Here is a 17,438-nt window from a genome sequence, read left to right on the forward strand (position 1 = left end):
TCGCCACACGAGCGCGCGGCGTCAGGTATTGCCTGAGCGCTGCTCAGGAGCGGGCGGACTCCTTCGTGACATCCGTCACGCGACCTGCGTGGAGGCTCCTACGTGGATGACGTGGAGGACGCCCGCGCGCGCTTCGCCGCCGGCGCGGCTCGTGCCGCCCGCGCGGCGCGCTTCGCCCCCCCGCCGCGCGCGGCGCTCACCGCGAGCCGCTCTCCCCACCGCGAGATCGCCTGCGCCACCTCGCCGAATCCCCGGCCGGCGTCGGTCAGCTCGTACTCCACGCGCACGGGGGGCCCCGGCAGGACGCGCCGCACCACGAGGCCCAGCGCCTCGAGCTCCTTCAGCCGGCTGGAGAGCATCCGATCGCTGATCGCGTCGAGCCGCTCGCCGATCTCGCCGAAGCGCAGCGCCCCCTCCTCGAGCGTCGCAATGATGAGCCCGTTCCAGGGCTTCGCGAGCACGTCCATCGCGACCTGAAACTTCTCGCAGAGGTGCTGGCACGCGCGCTTCATGTGTCGTCCCAGACACCAGCATGACCTATCCACTTCCAAAAGGGAAGTGACTTGACATCGCGCAGTGCAGATTCATGATGCTCGCCGAACGGATGCGACTTCCCTTTCGGAAGCTACATCTTCTTTGCAAGGAGCATCGATCGTGACCACCGCCAAAGACCTGCTCTTCAGCCCCTTCGCCCTCGGCCCCCTCTCGCTGCCGAACCGGCTCGTGATGGCGCCGCTGACGCGCTGCCGCGCGGGCGAGGGCAACGTGCCGACCGAGCTCAACGCGCGGTACTACGAGCAGCGCTCCTCTGCGGGCTTCATCGTCACCGAGGGGACGCAGGTCAGCCCGGAGGGCGTGGGATATCTCCGCACGCCTGGCATCCACACGGACGCGCAGGTCGCCGGGTGGCGGCTCGTGACGGACGCGATCCACCGGGCGGGGGGGCGCGGCTTCCTTCAGCTCTGGCACGTCGGGCGGGCGTCGCACCCCTCGTTCCAGCCGAACCGGCAGGCGCCCGTCTCGTCCTCGGCCGTCGCCATCCGCAACGGCCACGCGCACACGCCCGAGGGCCCGCAGCCGTACTCGACCCCGCGCGCCCTGGAGACGGGCGAGATCGCCGGCGTCGTCGCGCAGTTCGAGGACGGCGCGCGCCGGGCCAAGGCCGCCGGCTTCGATGGAGCCGAGATCCACGCGGCGAACGGCTACCTCATCGACCAGTTCCTCCGGAACGGCGTGAACCAGAGGACGGATCGGTACGGCGGCTCGGTCGAGAACCGGGCGCGGTTCCTGCTCGAGATCACCGAGGCCGTGACGGGGGTGTTCGGCGCCGACCGGGTCGGCGTGCGGGTCTCGCCGCTGTCCGGGTTCAACGACATGAGCGACTCCGATCCGAGGGCGATCTTCGGCCACGTCGCCGCCGAGCTCTCGGCGCGCAAGGTCGTCTACCTGCACGTCGTGGAGCCGCTCTCGGGGCAGGCGCTCGACGCCGCGGCGCGGGTGACGCCCCTCCTCCGCGAGCGGTTCCGCGGCGCCCTCGTCGTGAACGGCGGCTACACGCGGGAGACCGCGGAGGCAGCGCTGCGGACCGGCGCGGCGGATCTCGTCTCCTTCGGCGCGCCCTTCCTGGCCAACCCCGATCTTCCGGAGCGCCTGTCGCGCCGCGCGCCGCTCAACGCGCCCGACGTCGCGACCTTCTACTCCGAGGGCCCGCGCGGCTACATCGACTACCCGCGCCTCGGCGAGGCCGCGGCGGAGCGCGCCAGCGCCGGCGCACAGCTGGCCTGACGGATCGAGGGCCTGACGGATCGAGGGCCCGAGGGCCTGATCTCATGATCCGATGGCCTGATCGGGCGGAGGCGGGCGGAGGTGGCGAGGAGCTCCCGCGCCGCCGCCCGTGATAGGCTTCCAGCCCGATGCCGGCCGCCCATCCGCAGCTCCCGAACGACGAGATCCCCACGGCGCCGCGCCCGGCGCGCTCGCCCGCGGAGGCGCCGTGAGCGCGGCCCCGGGCGACGTGAAGCGCATCGGGGCCGGCGAGCTCCGGACGTTCATCCAGGACGCGGGAGAGCTCAAGAAGGGCACGCTGCTCTACGACGGCGGGCAGCTCCTGAACCTCGCGCGCTACGAAAACAAGCTGTTCTGCGACGCCAAGGGCTCGGGGGCCTCGCCTTACAAGGTGTCGCTCGTCTACAGCGACGCGCCGGCGCCCGCGTTCAAGGGGCGCTGCTCCTGCCCGGCGCGGACCTTCAACACCGCGTTCTGCAAGCACGCGGCGGCGCTGCTCGTCGCGTGGGCGCGCGCGCCCGAGTCGTTCGCCGTGAGCGAGGCGCCGCCGCCCGGCGCGCCGGGCGGGGACACCGCGCGCAAGAGCGTGAAGAAGGGCAGCGCGAACGCGCAGGCCATGATGAAGTCCGGGGTCGAGCAGGTCGGCACGCTCGTGCGCGAGCTCGGCGTGTCCGGCGTCGCGACGATCGGGGGCGACCGCATCGAGCAGATGGAGAAGCTCGCCGAGGCGCTCCGGGAGAACCGCCTCCGGCGCCTCTCGGCGCGCACGCTCGACCTCGCCGCGCTGCTCCGCGGGCAGGCCGCTGGGGGCCGGCAGGCCCGGGGCGCCCCCCGCGGCGCGCTGCCGGCGGTCGCCTACGCCAACGTGATGGCCGATCTCCTGCTCACCGCACGCAAGCTGGAGAAGCACCTCGCGGGCGAGCCGCTCGACGACCGCCACGTCGAGGAGCTCGTCGGCAAGACGTGGAAGGCGTCCGACAGGAAGCCCGCCGGGGACCTCACGCTCGTCGAGTACGCCTTCTCGACGCGGACGACGAGCGACGATTTCGTCATCCGGGAGAGCCGGTTCATCGACCTCGAGTCGGGCCGCCACGTCAGCGAGAAGCAGATCCTCCCTGTGTTCCTGGCGAAGCGGACCGAGCCGAAGCGGAGCTTCGCGGGCGAGGTGCTCGCCGGGGCGCGGGCGACGACCTACCCGGGCTACCCGCCGCTCCGCGTCGACTTCAGCGATCTCGGCGACAAGCGCCCGCTCGACGCCGGCGCCCTCGAGGCCGTGCTCGCGCGGGCGCTGCCCGACGTCGGCGCGGCGCTCGCCGCGCTCCAGGAGCACCGCAAGGACGTCTTCGCGCCCGACCTCGTGCCCGTGGCGGTGCTCACCGACACGCTCTTCGCGCGCGGCGCGCGGCTCGCGGCGGTGGACGACAAGGGGGAGGCGCTCCACCTGCCCGACGACCCGGCGCTCGAGGAGCGGCTCGCCGGCTCGCTCCGCGACGCGCGGCTCCGCGCGCTGCTCGGGGACGTCGGCATCGACGCCGCGCTGCCCACGCTGTGGCCGCTCGCCGCCGTCGTCGAGGGGCCGCTCGGCCTGGAGCTGCGCGCTGTCTTGGATCAGGGCCTCGCCGCGCGGGGCGGGCCGCTCGAGGGCTCCGCGTGGAACGCCGCCGCCCGCGAGGCGGGCGCGTCGCCCGCGGCCATCGCGCTCGGCGAGGTCCGCGAGGAGCTCGCCGAGGCGCTCGTCACGGGCCTGACCGGGCTCAGCGCGCGCGCGACGGACCCGCTGGCCGCGCGGCTGCGCGACCTCCGCCTCGAGAAGCAGGCCGCGCTGCTCCAGGCGCTGCCGCAGCGGCCCGAGCCGGCCGATCGGCTCGACGACTTCATCAAGCTCTACCAGGTGCTCGAGATGGCGCTCGTCCGCCTGGCCGGCGCGACGCAGATCGACCGCGCCTCGACCGAGCGCGTGCCGACCTACGAGAGCGTCTCCGTGGCGCGGCCCGACGAGACGCTCTCCCCGGACGAGGTGGCGCGGCGGCGCGCGGCGGGCGCGATGAACCGCTACATCGCCGCTGTCCACCACGCGCGCTACTACGCGTCGCTGCCGGCGAGCGAGCTCGTGGCGAGCATCTTCCCGATCTGGGCGGACGGCACCGCGACGCCGACCATCGCGAGGACGTTCGCGCCGCTCGGGGCCGAGGCGATCGCCGCCGCGGAGAAGGCGCTCACGGTGAAGGCGGGCCGCGTGGCGAAGCTGACGGCGGTGCGGGTGCTTCAGGCGGTCGTGCTGCACGGCGGCCCGGCCCGCGCCGAGGCCACGGCGATGCTCGGCAAGGTCGCGGAGCACGCGAAGGACGCCGGCCTGCGGGCGCTCGCCCGCGACGCGCTCGACGTCATCGAACTCACGCACGCGGCGCCGTCCGGCGGGCCGGGGAACGACGCGGTGCGCGCGCGGCGCGCCGCGCGGCTCGGGCGCGTGCACGAGCTCGCGAAGGCGCTGGGCGCCGCGCCGACCAAGGAGGAGCGGCTCGAGGCGCTGAAGGCGCTCTCCGAGCTCGGCGACCTCGCCGCGCTGCCGGCGTTCCGCCGCGCGTTCTACGCCGACGCCTCCCGCGAGGTGCGCGAGGAGGCCGCCTACGCGCTCGCGCAGCTCGGCGACGTCGAGATGGTCGAGACCTTCGTGCGGATGCTGGCGAGCCGCGGCGTGGACGAGCGGGAGGCGAAGATCGCCGCGTACGCGCTCGGCTTCCTCGGCGACGTCCGCGGGCTGAGCGAGCTGCTCTCGGCCTACGCCGACGGATACAAGCCCGGCATCGTGGCGGACGCGATCCGCGCGTTCGGCCCCGTGGCGCTCACGCCGCTCGTGGACCTCATCGAGTCGCGGCCGGAGCTCGCGAAGCGCGCGGCGGCGCTCGACGCGCTGAAGAAGATGGACGACACCGCGGTGGCGGCCTGCCTCGTCGAGCGGATCGAGGCGCGGCGCGGCGACGCCGATCTGGCCGACAAGGCGCCGCTCTACCTCAAGCTCGCGGACGTGCACGCGCACAGCCGGCGCGAGGTCGCGACGGCGCTCATCTCGGCGCTCTCGAGCGCCCCCGGCAAGGAGGCGCAGGCGGCCGTCAAGGCGGCGCAGAAGGCGCTCGGCGTCGTCAAGCGCAGCAAGTAGCCGGCCGCCGCCGCGACACCGCGCCTGAAGGGGCGACGCGCGCTGTCTCTCGGAGAGCGGGAGTGCGCGCGCCGCTCCTCGTCTCGACAAGAACCAGAAAGCCGATGTGTTCCGCTACGGTAGCTCCACAAGTCTCCAGTATTTGTTGAGCGCCGCCATGAGCTCGACGAAGCTGAGGAACGTGACCGGCTTGAGGAGATAGCCAGCCACGTTGAGGTTGTAGGCTCCCACCTTGTCGCGATCGTCGTTCGACGTGGTCAACACGACGACCGACGTGGCCCCGAGCTCGGGATCGGCCCGCAGCTCGCGCAGGAACTCGATCCCGTTCATCTTGGGCATGTTCAGGTCGAGCAGGATGAGCCGCCGCTCGGCCGGGACGACGCCGCTGCGCAGCATCTCGAGGGCCTCGACGCCGTTGCCGGCGACCCAGAGGGGATTCGAGATGTTGTTCCGCTTGAACGCCCGGCGGACATTCATCACGTCGACGTCGTCGTCTTCGACGAGGAGGATGTTCAAGAGTTTTTCTTCGACGTCCATTGTCTCCTAGGTTCTCATTGGCGAGATGGACGTGAACGTCAACTCCCGTCGAGGCGGCCGCGCCAGTCAGGTGCGATACGGGCGGAGTCGATGCGCGCCGGTCGGTCAGCTCGCCCGCGGCCGCTGACGCCAGAGCGTCATCAGCACCCGCCCGACCTGGACCACGCGGCCGACCCGCCCTTTCGGGCCGGTGTCCACCGGACGGAACGGTTCGGTGCGGTAGCTCGCGCTCGGGGGCGGCGCCTCGCGGGGGGCGGCGGCCTCAGCCGGGGCCGCGGAGACGGACGCCGGCCCGAGGCGCTTGTCGAGGTGGACCTCGACCGCCTCGCCGACCAGGTTGCTCATGTCGCGGTCGTTCTCGATGCAATGGAGCAGCAGCCGATCCGCGAGCGGATCGGGCAGGTAGACGGTGACCGCGCGCCGGGAGCGGCCGTCGTTGCCGAGGAGCACCGGCGGGCCGGCGTGCGGCTCCGAGGTGGTGGCGAGCGCCTGGGGCCCCGCGGCGGCCTGGGGCACGGCGGCGGCGCTGGCTGCCTGCGGCGCCGTCGCCGCGAGCGGCTCTGCGCCTGGCCGCGCCTCCGGTGCTCGCTCCTGCGGCGCCTCCTGCGCTCGCTCTCGCCCCTGCCGCGCCTCGACGGGCTTCTCGCCGTCGTGCGCGCGCTGCTCGGCGGCGGGCTTCGACCTCACGGCGTCGACCGCCGCTTTGCCGCCTTCGCCCCCCGCGACGAACGCGTCGGCCTTTTCAGGCGACGGCGGCTTTCGTAGCGAGACCGCGACTTGCTTTTTGGCCATGATGAAGCTTCTCCAGTTCTTCGAGAAGGTGGGTGATCTCTCTGGCCGCGGCGTCCCGCGGCGCGTAGCCCGTCACCCCTTGCCCGCAGGCGAGGGACTCCTGGTAGGCGATGCGATAGCCGAGCTCCGTGGAGAGCACCGGCAGGCCCGACGTCTCGAGCACCGCGCGCGCCGATTTGCCGAGCGCCGTGCGGCCTTGCTTGCGCGTGATGAGGATGCAGCCCTTGAGCGCGCTCCGCAGCGCGGCGGCCTCGCGGAACACCTCGAGCGCGGCGGTGAGGGCCCAGGCGTCCGCGGCCGTGGGGCCGCAGGGGTAGACGGCGATGTCGGCGACCATCAGCGCCGATCGCGCGATCTCGCCGTGGCGCGGCGGACAGTCGATGACGGTGAGGTCGTACGCGGCGGCGACTTCCGGCAGCTGTCCCGGCTTGTGCATCGAGGCGCCCATGGCCATGACGGTCGGCGTATCGTGCCCCGCCTCGGCGGCCACGTCGCCCCACGTGCGGACGGTCCCCTGGGGATCGGCGTCGACGAGCAGCACACGCCGGCCGCTCGCCAGCGCGGCCACGGCGAGGCTCACGGCCGTGGTGCTCTTGCCGATCCCACCTTTCTGTCCGGTGAGCGCGATGATCATGATAGACCCCCCTAGCAGAACCTTCGCCGGGCGGTCCACTTTCTTGCAAGCGCCGACAGGGCTTCTACCGAGCCGTCCTGAGGGGAATTCCCGATGGGGACGTTGATTTCTCGGTCGTGTCGGCGGGTTGGCCGGCACATCGCAGGAGGTGGTTCAGCTCTCTATCCGGCGGGAGCGCCTCGACGTGGAGGTGTCGTCGATGCGCAGGGTAGGATGCATCGATGTCAATCACCTTCGCCGTGTCCGAGGTCGAGCGGCCGCAGCAACTCATGCAGGTGCTCGATCGCGCCAGGGCCATCCCGAGCCTGCTCGGCGGGGGTGAGCGCGCCGCGCCGGAGCAGCGGCGAATACCCTGGGGCAGGCCGCGACCTCCCGTGGCGCGCATCGAGGCGTTCTCGTCGAGCGACGCGCCGCTGGTCTCCGCGACCGATGCCCACGCGCTCGCGCAGGCGGCGCACGATGCATTCTACCTTCACCACCCGCTGGTTCTGTCGCCGGATGCCGTGTGGCTCTGCCTCGCGCAGGGGTTCGCCCACCATGTCGCGCTGAACGCCGAAGCGCTGCGCGGGCGGTTCGTCCGTCACCAGGGGAAGAAGAAGCTCGTCGTCGAGCGCCCCGACTTCTTCCTGGGCCAGCCCAATCCATGGCCCGAGGTGTTCACGGCATTCTCGGACCAGATCGCCGCGCATATCGGCCGCCTGCGCGACCTGATCGTGGCCGACTTCTCGACGACCGGCGCCGTGGAGCGCGCCGCCTCGGAGGTCGTGCTCATGGACGCGTTCCAGCCCTACTTCGAGTACGAGATGCGCTGTGGTTGCGGCATCCCCTCGGTCACGCTGCTGGGCAGCGTCGACGACTGGAAGAGCGTTCGCCGGCGCGCCGCGATGCTGTCCGAGTTCGGCCTGGAGGCCTGGACCGACGCGCTCCTCCCGGTGCTCGACGAGATCGTCTGCGCCGCCGAGGGGCACGTCGACCCAGGCTTCTGGCGCTCGTTCTTCCGCTACGAGAGCGGCTCCGGGCCGAGCGAGCTGACCGGCTGGATCCTCGTCCTCTTTCCGTACCTCAAGACGTTCGATCGGAACGGCGAGCGCATCGTGCCGAACCCGTATCTCGGCCGGTGGGAGCGGGCGCTGCGCGCCGCGGAGAAGCGCACGGACTGGAGTTTCAACCCCGAGGGACCGGACCTTCTGCAGATCCCGAGCTCGATCTCCAGCGCCCCCGTCAGGTTCGTCGATGTGCGCGACGGCACGGCGCACCCGTTGCGCTTCGTCGCAGGGCTCTTCGGCGTCACGCAGGAAGCCGCGACCGGCGCGCTCGCCCCCGAGTTCGGCTGGGCGATCGTCCACGACGACGGCTGAGCGAGAGCCCCAGCTACAGGTTCTCCGGCTTGAAGAGCCTCCGGTAGCTCACGTTGCGACCGGACACCATGAACACCCCGTCGCCACGGTAGTGGACGGTCGTCGGATAGCGCGGCGATGTCGCGACGTGGGCCTTCACCACCTCGAAGACGAACAGGCTGAGGCGCTTGACGGCGCTCGTGTCGACGAGCTTGCACTCGAAGCTCGCATAACACTCGGCGATGAGGGGCGCGCCGACCTTCGTCGCCTCGACGGCGGTGAGCCCGAACTGCTCGAACTTGTCGACCTCGGACCCGTGGCTGTTCCCTATCCCGATCACGACGCGCACGAGATCGACCGTGGGCACGTTGATCACGCACTCCTTGCTGCGCCGCACCATCTCATGGCTATCGTTCTGGTCCCAGAGGAAGCACCCCACGAGGGACGGCTCCTGCATCATCACCATGTGCCAGCCCATCGTCATGATGTTCCGCCGGCCCTTGTGCGCAGAGCTCACCAGCACCACAGGACCCGGCTCCAGAAAGCGCCGGACGTTCGCGACCGGGAAATCTGCCTTCTTGAAGGTCTTCATGCGATCACCCGTGCTGGTTACATCAGAGCTTGCGGTACATCCACACGCTGGGGATCTCGATGTCGAACCCCGCCTTCCGGTACGCGCGTCGCGCCGGAGCGTGGCTCGGATCGCCGCCGGTTCCGACGGTGGCGACCTTCATGCCGGCCTGCTTCAGGCGCGCCGCCGCGAACTCGTACATCGCGGTGCCGATCCCCTTGCCGGCCTGCGCGGGGTCGACGGCATTGAGGCCGATCTCGCCGACGAGCGTCTCCGGAGCGAGCCGAAGCGCCACGAAACCGACGACCTCGTCGCCGGATTGCGCCACGTACAGCTCCCAGCCCGAGTCGGCCGCCATCAGCGACGTCAGCAGCCCCTCCTGCGCCTCGTCGTCCCGCCGCTGCGCCAGCTCGTAGAGATCGTCGCCGAGGATCGAGCGGAACGACGCGAACACTGGCGCGAAGGCCGCGCGCCGGATGTCCTGAAGGCGGGCCGCGTCCTCGGGATGGGCACGGCGGAAATGGATCTCAGGCACTTGAATGTCCTCCTGTCCGGCGCCATGCACGAGCAGGCGCTTGTAAAGCTTCACGCGGAATCATCGACATGCGAATTCTCCGCTCTGAGCGACGCGAAATATTCACGGAGCCACTTCATCCTCGAGCCCTCACCCCATCCCATCGCGGCCATGGCGCGCTCGATGGCGTCAAACTGCGCTTGGCCGACAGGGAGATCGAGGTCGCCGATCCAGTCGATGACGTGCTCCATGGCGAGCCCCCACTCCCCGTACCGGTGAACCCAGTCGTGCGCATCGCGGAAGCGCTCTGGGGGGAGCACGCCCTCGAAGGACTCGAGCGCGACAGCGCACAAGGCTTGGATCTCTTGTTTCGTCACAAGTCGACGCTCTCGATAAAATTGCCATCTCTCGCAGCGCCTTATGGGACATACAGGCGCAACTCTGCCAGTCTGGTCGCGGCCACCACCATGTACACCAAGGAGGTGACGCTTGGATCATCTTCCGGGTACTGGCTTTCCACGAAGCCCAGCCTCCGGTACAGCCGCATTGCAGGCGTGTTGTCCGCCACGACGAACAAGGAGCATTCGCCGACACCCAGCTCCTGAACACCAAGCTCGACCAGGCCGCCGACGAGCCACCGGCCCAGCCCCGCACCCCGGTGCTCGGGCGATATAACGAGCCGTCCGAGATGACAGCGACCGGCCCTCAGGTAATACTGGCCAAAACCGAGGAGCTGGTCATCAGCTCCGAGCAGCACATAGGAGGGCAGCACACCGCTCCGCGTGTCCTCCAGGAAGGTACTGTCCGTGAACGGGAATCTGAACTGCGGACCACCCCAGATCTGGCAGCTTCGTCGATCGGGGAACCATTTCTCGATCGCCATAACATGACGATCTTCTGCACGTATGAGCTTCATCTGCTTGGCGCCGCTCCCCGCGTCAGAGATCGTAGACGTGCACGGACAGCCCGGCAGCACAGAGCGTTCTCTGGACGATCGACTCGACATCTGGCCACTGCCCGCCCGCCAGGCCACAACCGTTGCAGACGTGGCAAATGATCCTCGCCCCCTCTCCGACGGGATCGGTCGCATCCCCCGTGCGGTAGTCGATCGGTCTCATTGTCGACGCAGCGCCTCCTCGTCCTGTTGAACGTATCCGTTCACGGATGAGCACGCCAGGCTGGGTTCGCGAGGAGGACGGATGGATGGACGTGGGGCGGCTCCTCGTCCCCGACCTCATCCGATGGAAAGGGGCCTTGCCTCGAAGGGCTCGACCCCGCAGGGCGGCCCGACGAAGTTCATCTCACAAACTCGGCTTACCCCTCGTCCTCCTTGCCCTCCTCGGTCGCTCGTCCTCGACACCGACAGCCGGCGCCGTTTACCTTGGACGAAAAATGATGAGCACAGTGACCGCTCCTGGTTCCCCGGGCCTCGCCGCGAGCTACATGAGGGCTGTCCGCAGCGCGCCTTTCGCGGTGATCGAGTGCGCCGGGAAGCTCGACGAGCTCGTGGTCGCCGAGTGGAACGCCGAGGCAGAACGCATCTTTGGATATACCGCTGACGAAGCGGTGGGCCGCCGCCTCGCGGACACGATCGTGAGCGAGCCGGACGCCAGGACCTTCGGGCGTTCGCTCGGGCAGGAGAGCGCCCCGCACCGCTACACCCACCTCCGCAAGGACGGGCGCGCCGTCGTGTGCACGTGGCGGGTTGCGCCCGTGCTCGACGACGGCGGCGAGCCGATCCGGCTGCTCTGCTTCGGGCAGGATGTCACGGAAGAGGTCAAGGCCGTCGAGAAGTTCAAGGAGGGCGACATGATCCTCCGGGCCATCCTCGGCGCCGTGGACACGGCCGTGACCCGGATGGATCGGGATGGAGTCTGCACCTTCCACGAGGGCAAGACGCTCCCGTCCCTCGGCCTCACGCCAGGCCAGTTCGTCGGAATGAACGTGTTCGACGAGCCTCCCGCGCCGATGGACATGGAGCCGATGCGAAGGGCGGTCCGGGGCGAGCTCGTCCGCACCCGCGTCGAGGCGTTCGGGATGGCCTGGGAGACGTGGCTCGTCCCGCTGACCGACGAGCGCGGGGAGCGCAACGGCGCGGTCAGCTTCACGCAAGACGCCACGGAGGCGAAGCTCCGGGAAGACGAGCTGAAGGCGCGGCTCGACCTCATCGAGCGCCAGCAACAGGTGATCCGCGATCTGTCGACGCCCATCATCGAGGTCTGGGACAGCGTGCTGACCCTCCCGATGGTCGGCGTCGTCGACAGCAGGAGGGCCGCCGACGTGATGGACGACCTCCTGGCCGCCATCGTGGACAAGCGGGCCCGCTTCGCGATCCTGGACCTCACCGGCGTCGAGGTCGTCGACACGAAGACAGCGAGTTATCTCATCGAGCTCATCCGCGCCATCCGGCTCCTGGGCGCCGAGGGGGTCATCACGGGCATCCGGCCCAACGTGGCGCAGACGATGGTCTCCCTCGGGCTCGATCTGTCGGGCATCGCCACCGTCGGAAACCTCCGCGCGGGCCTGAAGCTCTGCATGCAGCGCGTGGCGGCGGGCGGCGCGGCGCCGAACGGCGCGCCGCCGCGCGCCCCCGGGGGCGCAGCGCCGAGGCTCCCGGGAAGCGGCGGGCGCTGAGGTCGAAGGACGCGAGGCGGGCCTCGGAGGTCGGGTAGATCGCGGTGGCCTGCGGAAGTTCACCTTTGCGTCGGCAATCCCAGGCCCGTAAGGAACGGCGGACAGGCACCGCGCGCGCGGCGCCGTGGAGACGCCGATCGTGACCACCCACCCCCGCAGCCCCAGGAGCGGCGGCCAGCGCCCCGGGAGCCCTCGCCTCGCCGAGCGCCCCCTCGTCGCTCGCCGCCCCCTCCTCGTCGCTCGCCGCGCCGCCCTGGCGCTCCCCCTCGCGCTCGCCGCCGCCGCGCCCGCCGCGTGCGCCCCTCGGGGCGCCGCATCGCCGCTCCCCGCCGACGCGCCGCTCCCCGCCGCGTTCTCCGCCGCGCTCGAGGCCGAGATCACGAGCTCCGCCGCCGCCGCGCCGTACCTCGACGCCCTCGACCGCGCCGTCGGGGCGCCGAGCGAAGGCGGCGCCCTCGCCACCGTGATCGCGTCGCTCGACGCGCTCGTCTTCGGCGCCGGCACCGCGGGCGGCCCCGATCCCGACGCCGCGGCCATCGCCTTCCGCTCGCGCGAGGCGCTCCCCGAGGTCGCCCGCCGGCTCCAGCACGCCTGGGCGTTCGCGGACGTCGACGGCCGCGGCGCGCCGGAGATGCCGTTCGTGCGCGGCGCGCTCGCGAGCGCCCTCCACCGCATCGCCCTGTTCGTCGGCGACGAGGCCGCGGCGGCGACCTGGAGCGCGCGCCGCGGCTGCGCGGGCGAGGCCGCCCTCGTCGGCCCGCTCGACGCGGCGCCCCTCCACGGCCTCGCCCGGCCGTCCCCCGTGAGCTCCGCGCCCGGCGCGCCGCTCGCCAGGGCCTACCCGGGGCTCGCGCCGTTCGCGCAGAGCGCCTCGCCCATCGTCGTCCGCGCCGACGCGTGCGCCATCGACATCGACGCGGTGAGCGCCCTCCAGGGGACGCGCGCCGTGGTCGTCGACCTCCACAACCCGATCGCCCAGCGGGTGAGCCTCGCGCTCGCCTCGTCGTCCGCCGCCGTGCTCGAGGTGGGCGGCGTGCCCGCCCTCCACCGCGACTACGCGGCCGGCGGCGCGCAGGTCACCCGCCTCGCGACGGTCGAGGCCCAGCCGGGGACGCTGCGCGTCGTCGTGCGCGTGGCGCAGAAGGGCGACGGCGACGCCATCGAGCTCACCGCGTGGGGCGAGAACGGCCTGCCGCTCCGCGCCCGCGCGCCGCGCCCCGGCGCAGCCGCGACAGCGGCCGCGTCCCGCCCCGCCGCCGTCAGCCTGGCCCCGGCGTCGCGCGGCGCCGCGGACCAGCGCCCGGGCGCGGCGAGCGTCGAGGTCGCGGCCGCGGCCCTGCTCGCGCTCGGCGACGCGCGCGCGGCCGAGCACCTCCTCGATCCGGACGGCGACGGCGGCCTCCGCCAGAGCGACGCGCGCTCGCCGGCCGCCGCGCCGCCCCCGGCCGCCCCCGCGCAGCGCTCGCCGGCCGCCGCGCCGCCCCCGGCCACCGCCGCGCAGCGCTCGCCCGCCTCCCCGCCGCCCCCGGCCACCGCCGCGCCGCGCTCGCCGCGCCTCGACCTGCTCTACGCGAGGGCCATCCGACGCGTGGGCGATCTCCCCGAGGCCGAGGTCGTCGAGCGCACCCGCGCCGCCGTCGATCGCGTGCTCGCCGCGTGGCCCGCTTCCTGGGAGGCGCGCCTCTACAAGGCGGAGCTCGCCGAGCGCCGCGGCGGCCGGGGCGAGGGCACCATGGACGCCCTCCGCGAGCTCGGCGTCCGGGTCGCGCCACCGGGGCCGGCCGGCTTGAGCGCGCCCGCCGTCGCCGACGCCGATCGCATGGTCCTCGCGGAGCTCGCGGTGGTCGCCCGCCGCGCGAACGTCACCGACGTCGCCGAGGCCGCCTACGCGAAGCTCGCCGCGGCGGCGCCCGGCTCGACGCTGCTCGCCGTCGTCGACGACCGCATCCACGGCCGCGCCGGCGTCGACGCGGTGAAGGCCGCCTGCGAGGGCGGGCTCGATCGCTCGAGCGCCGCGTGCCTCGGCGCGCTCCTCGACGCGAGCGACCGCGACGCGGTCCTCGCCGAGATCAAGCGGCTGCGCCGGCTCCGCCGCGCGCCGGACGCCCTGCGCGAGGTCGAGCTCCGCGAGCGCGTCGCCCGCGGCGACCTGCGCGGCGCGCTCGCCGTGTACGACGCCATGCCGCCGGGGCAGCGGGCGATGCTCGAGGCGCTCGGCCTCGCCGCCGGCCGCGGCGACGCCCGCGCCGTGCGGGGCCGCCTCGCCCGCGACCGCACGACGGCGCGCGACACCCCCGCCGGGATCGGCCCCATCACCCGCGCCCTCGGCCTCGCGCCGGACCCGGCGCCGGCGCTCGAGGCCGAGGGCCGCAAGCTCGTGCTGGAGGACCAGCAGAAGGCGTTCCTCCCCGGCGCCGCGACCGCGGTGCTCCGCCACGTCGAGCGGTTCACGATCTCGCCCGACGGGCTCGTCCACTACGTCACGTACGACCTCCGCCGCGTCTCCGGCACCACGGACGTGGCCCAGGGCGCGGCCAATTACGGCCCGCTCATCGAGGGCCGCGCCATGCCGCGCCTCCTGCGCCGCCGCATCCACAAGCGCGACGGCCGCATCCTCGCGCCCGACGCGGCGTCGAACGCCGCGCAGGACCAGAGCGACCTCTCCCAGCTCGAGCAGGGCGACTACATCGAGCAGGTCACCGAGGGCCACGCGCTGCCGGGCGACGGCGGCCAGCTCGTCATCGACACGTGGGATCTGCTCCCCGAGCGCACGAGCGTCCGCGAGGCGACGATCGAGGTCCGCCGCCCGGCGTCGCTCCCGCTCGCGCTCTGGTCGCACCCGCTGCTCGGCGCGGCGGAGCAGCGCGCCGAGGGCGCCTCCACGGTCAGCGTCTGGCGCATCAAGGACCAGCCGCCGCGGCGCATGGAGGACGGCGTGCCTCGCGTGGAGATGGGCGTCGGCGTCAGCCTGGGGACGCAGACCTGGGCCCACGTGGCCGCGGCGCTCGACGAGAACGTCCGCGCGCTCGAGGACCGCGATCCCTACATGACCCGCTGGGCGCGGGAGGCCGCGGGCGCCGACCGCACGCCGTCGCCCGCGCTGCTCGAGCGCGTCGTCGCGGCCGCGGGCAAGGCGGTGAAGGTCGCCGGCGGCGCCGAGCTCTCGGACATGGCGGCGTTCCTCGGCGGCGGCCCGCAGCGCACGACGGCGCGCGCGATGATCGAGCTCGGCCAGGGCAGCCGGTCGTGGGTCGTCTACCGCGCGCTGCGCGAGCTCGGCGTGCGCGCCGATCTCGCCATCGCCGAGACCGAGCCGTTCAGCTCGTCGGCGGACTTCCCGCCGCACGCGGGGCGCTTCCGCCACCCGCTCGTCATCGCCCGCCTTCCGGGCGGCGACGTGTGGATCGACGCCGACGTCGAGGGCCCGCCGCTGCCCCCCGGCCGCATCAGCCCCGAGCTGCGCGGCCGCGCCGCCATGCTGCCGGGCGGCGCGCTCGTCACCGTGGCCGGGACGAGCGGCGAGACAGGCGACGAGGTCGACCTGCGGCTGACGGTCGACGCGCAGGGTAACGCCGCGGGAACGTTCACGATCCTGCTGCACGGGCGGGCCGCGCAGGCGCTCTCGGAGGCGTTCGAGACCGTGGTGGGCACGGCGCGGCGCGAGATGCTCCGGGGCGTCGTGCTCGGCTGGCTCCCGTGGGCCGACGTCGAGGATGTTGTCGTCTCGTCGACGGAGGGCTCGTGGGAGGTCGCGCTCCGCGCCGCCGTGACGATCCACGGCTTCGCGCAGCCGGTGGGCAAGGACGGCGCGGCGTGGACGCTGCCGGGGCTCGAGCCGGTGCACCTCGTGTTCCCGCGCGCGTACACGAGCACGCTCGGCGCCTCGTACGCCTCGCGGGGGGCCCGCAAGAGCGCGCTCGCGATCGAGACCGCGCTCCAGTACCACGTGCGCCGCAGGATCGAGCTGCCCGAGGGCTACGCGGTCGCGCGCGCGCCCGAGGGCGTGCGCGTCGAGCACGCGGGCCTCGCGGCGTCGCGCAAGGGCAGCTACGGCGCGGCGATCGAGGAGGACTTCGCGCTGAGCTTGCCGACGGGGACGGTGTCGATCGACGAGTACAAGGCGTTCGTCGAGCGGGTGCAGGCGGTCGACAGCGGCTTCATGGCGGGCATCCGGGTGGCGCGGCCGGCGGCGCCGGCGCGGCAGGCGCGGACGTCCGACGGCGCGCAGGCGCCGGGCGCTGTCCGCGGCGGGGCGCGGCCGCAGGCGCCGGAGAAGAAGCCGTGAGCCTCGACGTCCGCGAGTCGGTCCCGCTGGCCCCGCTCACGACGCTCGGCGTGGGCGGGCCGGCGCGCTACTTCGCCGAGGCCGAAGGTGAGGCCGCGGTGGTCGAGGCGTTCCGCTTCGCCGAGGCCCGCGGCGTGCCGCTCTTCGTGCTGGGCGGCGGCTCGAACCTGCTTGTCGCGGACCGGGGCGTCGACGCGCTGGTGCTGCGCGTGCGCGTCCGCGGGATCGAGCTGATGGGCGGGCGCGGGGAGGCCAGCGGCGGGGACGCCAGCGGCGGGGAGGCCAGCGGCCGGGAGATCGGCGGCGGCGGAGAAGCCGGCCGCGCCCTCGTGCGCGCGGGGGCGGGCGAGGCGTGGGACGACCTCGTGGCGCGCGCGGTCGCCGAGGGCTTGGCGGGCGTCGAGTGCCTGTCGGGCATCCCGGGTGACGTCGGCGCGACGCCGATCCAGAACGTGGGCGCGTACGGCCAGGAGGTCGCCGAGACGATCGTCGAGGTCCGGGCGATCGATCGCGCGACGGGGGCGGCCGCGGTCCTCTCCGGCGCGGACTGCGGCTTCGGCTACCGCGACAGCCGGTTCAAGCGCGCGTGGCGCGGGCGGTACGTCATCACGGCCGTCACGTTCGCGCTGCGCCCGGGGGGCGCCGCGGCGGTGCGCTACCCCGAGCTCCAGCGGGCGCTCGCCGCGCCGGCGGGGGGCGCCGCGCCGCCGCTCGGCGAGGTGCGCAGCGCGGTGATCGCGCTCCGCCGCGGCAAGTCGATGGTGCTCGATCCGGCGGACGAGAACGGCCGGAGCGCGGGGTCGTTCTTCATGAACCCGACGCTCGCCCCCGGCGCCGCCGCGGGCGTCGTCGCGCGCATCGAGGCGGCGGGCGTGCTCGCGCCCGGCGAGGCGATCCCGAAGTATCCGGCGGAAGGCGGCCGGGTGAAGCTGTCCGCGGCCTGGCTGATCGAGCGCGCCGGCTTCGCGAAGGGGACGCGCCACGGCGCCGCGGGCATCTCGACGCGCCACACGCTCGCGCTGGTGAACCGCGGCGGCGCCACGGCGGAGGAGCTGCTCGATCTCGCGCGGCGCGTCCGGCGCGGCGTGCTCGACCGGTTCGGCGTGGCGCTCTCGGCCGAGCCGGATCTGGTGGGGTTTGCGCCCGGCGAGATCGACGATCTCGCCGGCGGCGCCCACCTGTGAGAGGGGCC

15 protein-coding genes are annotated in these 17,438 nt (G+C 73.1%); 6 read left to right on the top strand and 9 right to left on the bottom strand.

Annotation, left to right across the window (positions count from 1 at the left end; genetic code table 11):
• Positions 1 to 98 precede the first annotated feature (98 nt).
• Positions 99 to 512, bottom strand: coding sequence for a winged helix-turn-helix transcriptional regulator (locus WMF22_RS42690; RefSeq protein WP_437295670.1), 414 nt, complete (start codon positions 510 to 512; stop codon positions 99 to 101).
• Between the two features lie 142 nt (positions 513 to 654).
• Here WMF22_RS42690 and WMF22_RS42695 point away from each other — a divergent pair, with 142 nt between their 5' ends.
• Both WMF22_RS42695 and WMF22_RS42700 read left to right on the top strand, forming a co-directional pair.
• Positions 655 to 1,785 carry an alkene reductase gene (locus WMF22_RS42695; protein WP_438033459.1) on the top strand — a complete coding sequence of 377 codons (1,131 nt, stop codon included), beginning with the start codon at positions 655 to 657 and terminating at the stop codon, positions 1,783 to 1,785.
• 208 nt (positions 1,786 to 1,993) lie between these two features.
• A complete protein-coding gene (locus tag WMF22_RS42700; RefSeq protein WP_438033460.1) occupies positions 1,994 to 4,942 on the top strand; it encodes a HEAT repeat domain-containing protein in 2,949 nt (982 codons plus the stop codon).
• Between the two features lie 114 nt (positions 4,943 to 5,056).
• On the opposite strand, the gene WMF22_RS42705 is transcribed toward WMF22_RS42700, so the two are convergent.
• From WMF22_RS42705 to parA, 3 genes are all read right to left on the bottom strand, one after another.
• A complete protein-coding gene (locus WMF22_RS42705) occupies positions 5,057 to 5,479 on the bottom strand; it encodes a response regulator (RefSeq protein WP_012240421.1) in 423 nt (140 codons plus the stop codon).
• A gap of 105 nt (positions 5,480 to 5,584) precedes the next feature.
• Positions 5,585 to 6,271, bottom strand: coding sequence for a hypothetical protein (locus WMF22_RS42710; protein ID WP_438033461.1), 687 nt, complete (start codon positions 6,269 to 6,271; stop codon positions 5,585 to 5,587).
• The gene (gene parA / locus WMF22_RS42715) at positions 6,222 to 6,905 is read right to left on the bottom strand and encodes a ParA family partition ATPase (protein WP_437295674.1); all 684 of its coding nucleotides are present in this window, start codon (positions 6,903 to 6,905) and stop codon (positions 6,222 to 6,224) included. The genes WMF22_RS42710 and parA overlap by 50 nt, the downstream gene beginning before the upstream one ends.
• A gap of 221 nt (positions 6,906 to 7,126) precedes the next feature.
• Between parA and WMF22_RS42720 the strand changes: the two genes are divergently transcribed.
• The gene (locus WMF22_RS42720; RefSeq protein ID WP_438033462.1) at positions 7,127 to 8,263 is read left to right on the top strand and encodes a DUF4419 domain-containing protein; all 1,137 of its coding nucleotides are present in this window, start codon (positions 7,127 to 7,129) and stop codon (positions 8,261 to 8,263) included.
• A gap of 13 nt (positions 8,264 to 8,276) precedes the next feature.
• Here WMF22_RS42720 and WMF22_RS42725 read toward each other — a convergent pair whose 3' ends face one another.
• Genes WMF22_RS42725 through WMF22_RS42745 form a run of 5 tightly spaced genes read right to left on the bottom strand, consistent with a single transcriptional unit; the run spans position 8,277 to position 10,445 of the window.
• Positions 8,277 to 8,834 carry a flavin reductase family protein gene (locus tag WMF22_RS42725; RefSeq protein WP_438033463.1) on the bottom strand — a complete coding sequence of 186 codons (558 nt, stop codon included), beginning with the start codon at positions 8,832 to 8,834 and terminating at the stop codon, positions 8,277 to 8,279.
• Positions 8,835 to 8,856: 22 nt separating this feature from the next.
• A complete protein-coding gene (locus tag WMF22_RS42730; protein ID WP_438033464.1) occupies positions 8,857 to 9,402 on the bottom strand; it encodes an N-acetyltransferase family protein in 546 nt (181 codons plus the stop codon).
• Positions 9,399 to 9,704, bottom strand: a complete 306-nt coding sequence (locus tag WMF22_RS42735) for a MafI family immunity protein (RefSeq protein WP_438033465.1) — start codon at positions 9,702 to 9,704, stop codon at positions 9,399 to 9,401. The genes WMF22_RS42730 and WMF22_RS42735 overlap by 4 nt, the downstream gene beginning before the upstream one ends.
• Before the next feature lie 41 nt (positions 9,705 to 9,745).
• The gene (locus tag WMF22_RS42740) at positions 9,746 to 10,210 is read right to left on the bottom strand and encodes a GNAT family N-acetyltransferase (RefSeq protein ID WP_438033466.1); all 465 of its coding nucleotides are present in this window, start codon (positions 10,208 to 10,210) and stop codon (positions 9,746 to 9,748) included.
• 55 nt (positions 10,211 to 10,265) lie between these two features.
• Positions 10,266 to 10,445, bottom strand: coding sequence for a hypothetical protein (locus WMF22_RS42745; protein ID WP_438033467.1), 180 nt, complete (start codon positions 10,443 to 10,445; stop codon positions 10,266 to 10,268).
• 277 nt (positions 10,446 to 10,722) lie between these two features.
• On the opposite strand from WMF22_RS42745, the gene WMF22_RS42750 reads away from it, so the two are divergent.
• From WMF22_RS42750 to WMF22_RS42760, 3 genes are all read left to right on the top strand, one after another.
• On the top strand, positions 10,723 to 11,961 hold the full coding sequence (locus tag WMF22_RS42750) for a PAS domain S-box protein (RefSeq protein ID WP_438037325.1): 1,239 nt from the start codon (positions 10,723 to 10,725) through the stop codon (positions 11,959 to 11,961).
• A gap of 139 nt (positions 11,962 to 12,100) precedes the next feature.
• Complete coding sequence (locus tag WMF22_RS42755; protein ID WP_438033468.1) at positions 12,101 to 16,246, top strand: hypothetical protein; 4,146 nt, start codon at positions 12,101 to 12,103, stop codon at positions 16,244 to 16,246.
• A complete protein-coding gene (locus WMF22_RS42760; RefSeq protein ID WP_438033469.1) occupies positions 16,243 to 17,430 on the top strand; it encodes a UDP-N-acetylmuramate dehydrogenase in 1,188 nt (395 codons plus the stop codon). The genes WMF22_RS42755 and WMF22_RS42760 overlap by 4 nt, the downstream gene beginning before the upstream one ends.
• Positions 17,431 to 17,438: the final 8 nt, after the last annotated feature.

Source organism: Sorangium sp. So ce204 (assembly GCF_051526795.1).
Lineage (GTDB): Bacteria > Myxococcota_A > Polyangia > Polyangiales > Polyangiaceae > Sorangium > Sorangium cellulosum_B.

What these genes read in the sequence shown, in the direction of transcription:
- WMF22_RS42690 (WP_437295670.1), bottom strand. Translation starts at nt 512, where the DNA reads ATGAAGCGCGCGTGCCAGCACCTCTGCGAGAAGTTTCAGGTCGCGATG.
- WMF22_RS42705 (WP_012240421.1), bottom strand. Translation starts at nt 5,479, where the DNA reads ATGGACGTCGAAGAAAAACTCTTGAACATCCTCCTCGTCGAAGACGAC.
- WMF22_RS42710 (WP_438033461.1), bottom strand. Translation starts at nt 6,271, where the DNA reads ATGGCCAAAAAGCAAGTCGCGGTCTCGCTACGAAAGCCGCCGTCGCCT.
- parA (WP_437295674.1), bottom strand. Translation starts at nt 6,905, where the DNA reads ATGATCATCGCGCTCACCGGACAGAAAGGTGGGATCGGCAAGAGCACC.
- WMF22_RS42720 (WP_438033462.1), top strand. Translation starts at nt 7,127, where the DNA reads ATGTCAATCACCTTCGCCGTGTCCGAGGTCGAGCGGCCGCAGCAACTC.
- WMF22_RS42725 (WP_438033463.1), bottom strand. Translation starts at nt 8,834, where the DNA reads ATGAAGACCTTCAAGAAGGCAGATTTCCCGGTCGCGAACGTCCGGCGC.
- WMF22_RS42740 (WP_438033466.1), bottom strand. Translation starts at nt 10,210, where the DNA reads ATGGCGATCGAGAAATGGTTCCCCGATCGACGAAGCTGCCAGATCTGG.
- WMF22_RS42745 (WP_438033467.1), bottom strand. Translation starts at nt 10,445, where the DNA reads ATGAGACCGATCGACTACCGCACGGGGGATGCGACCGATCCCGTCGGA.
- WMF22_RS42750 (WP_438037325.1), top strand. Translation starts at nt 10,723, where the DNA reads ATGAGCACAGTGACCGCTCCTGGTTCCCCGGGCCTCGCCGCGAGCTAC.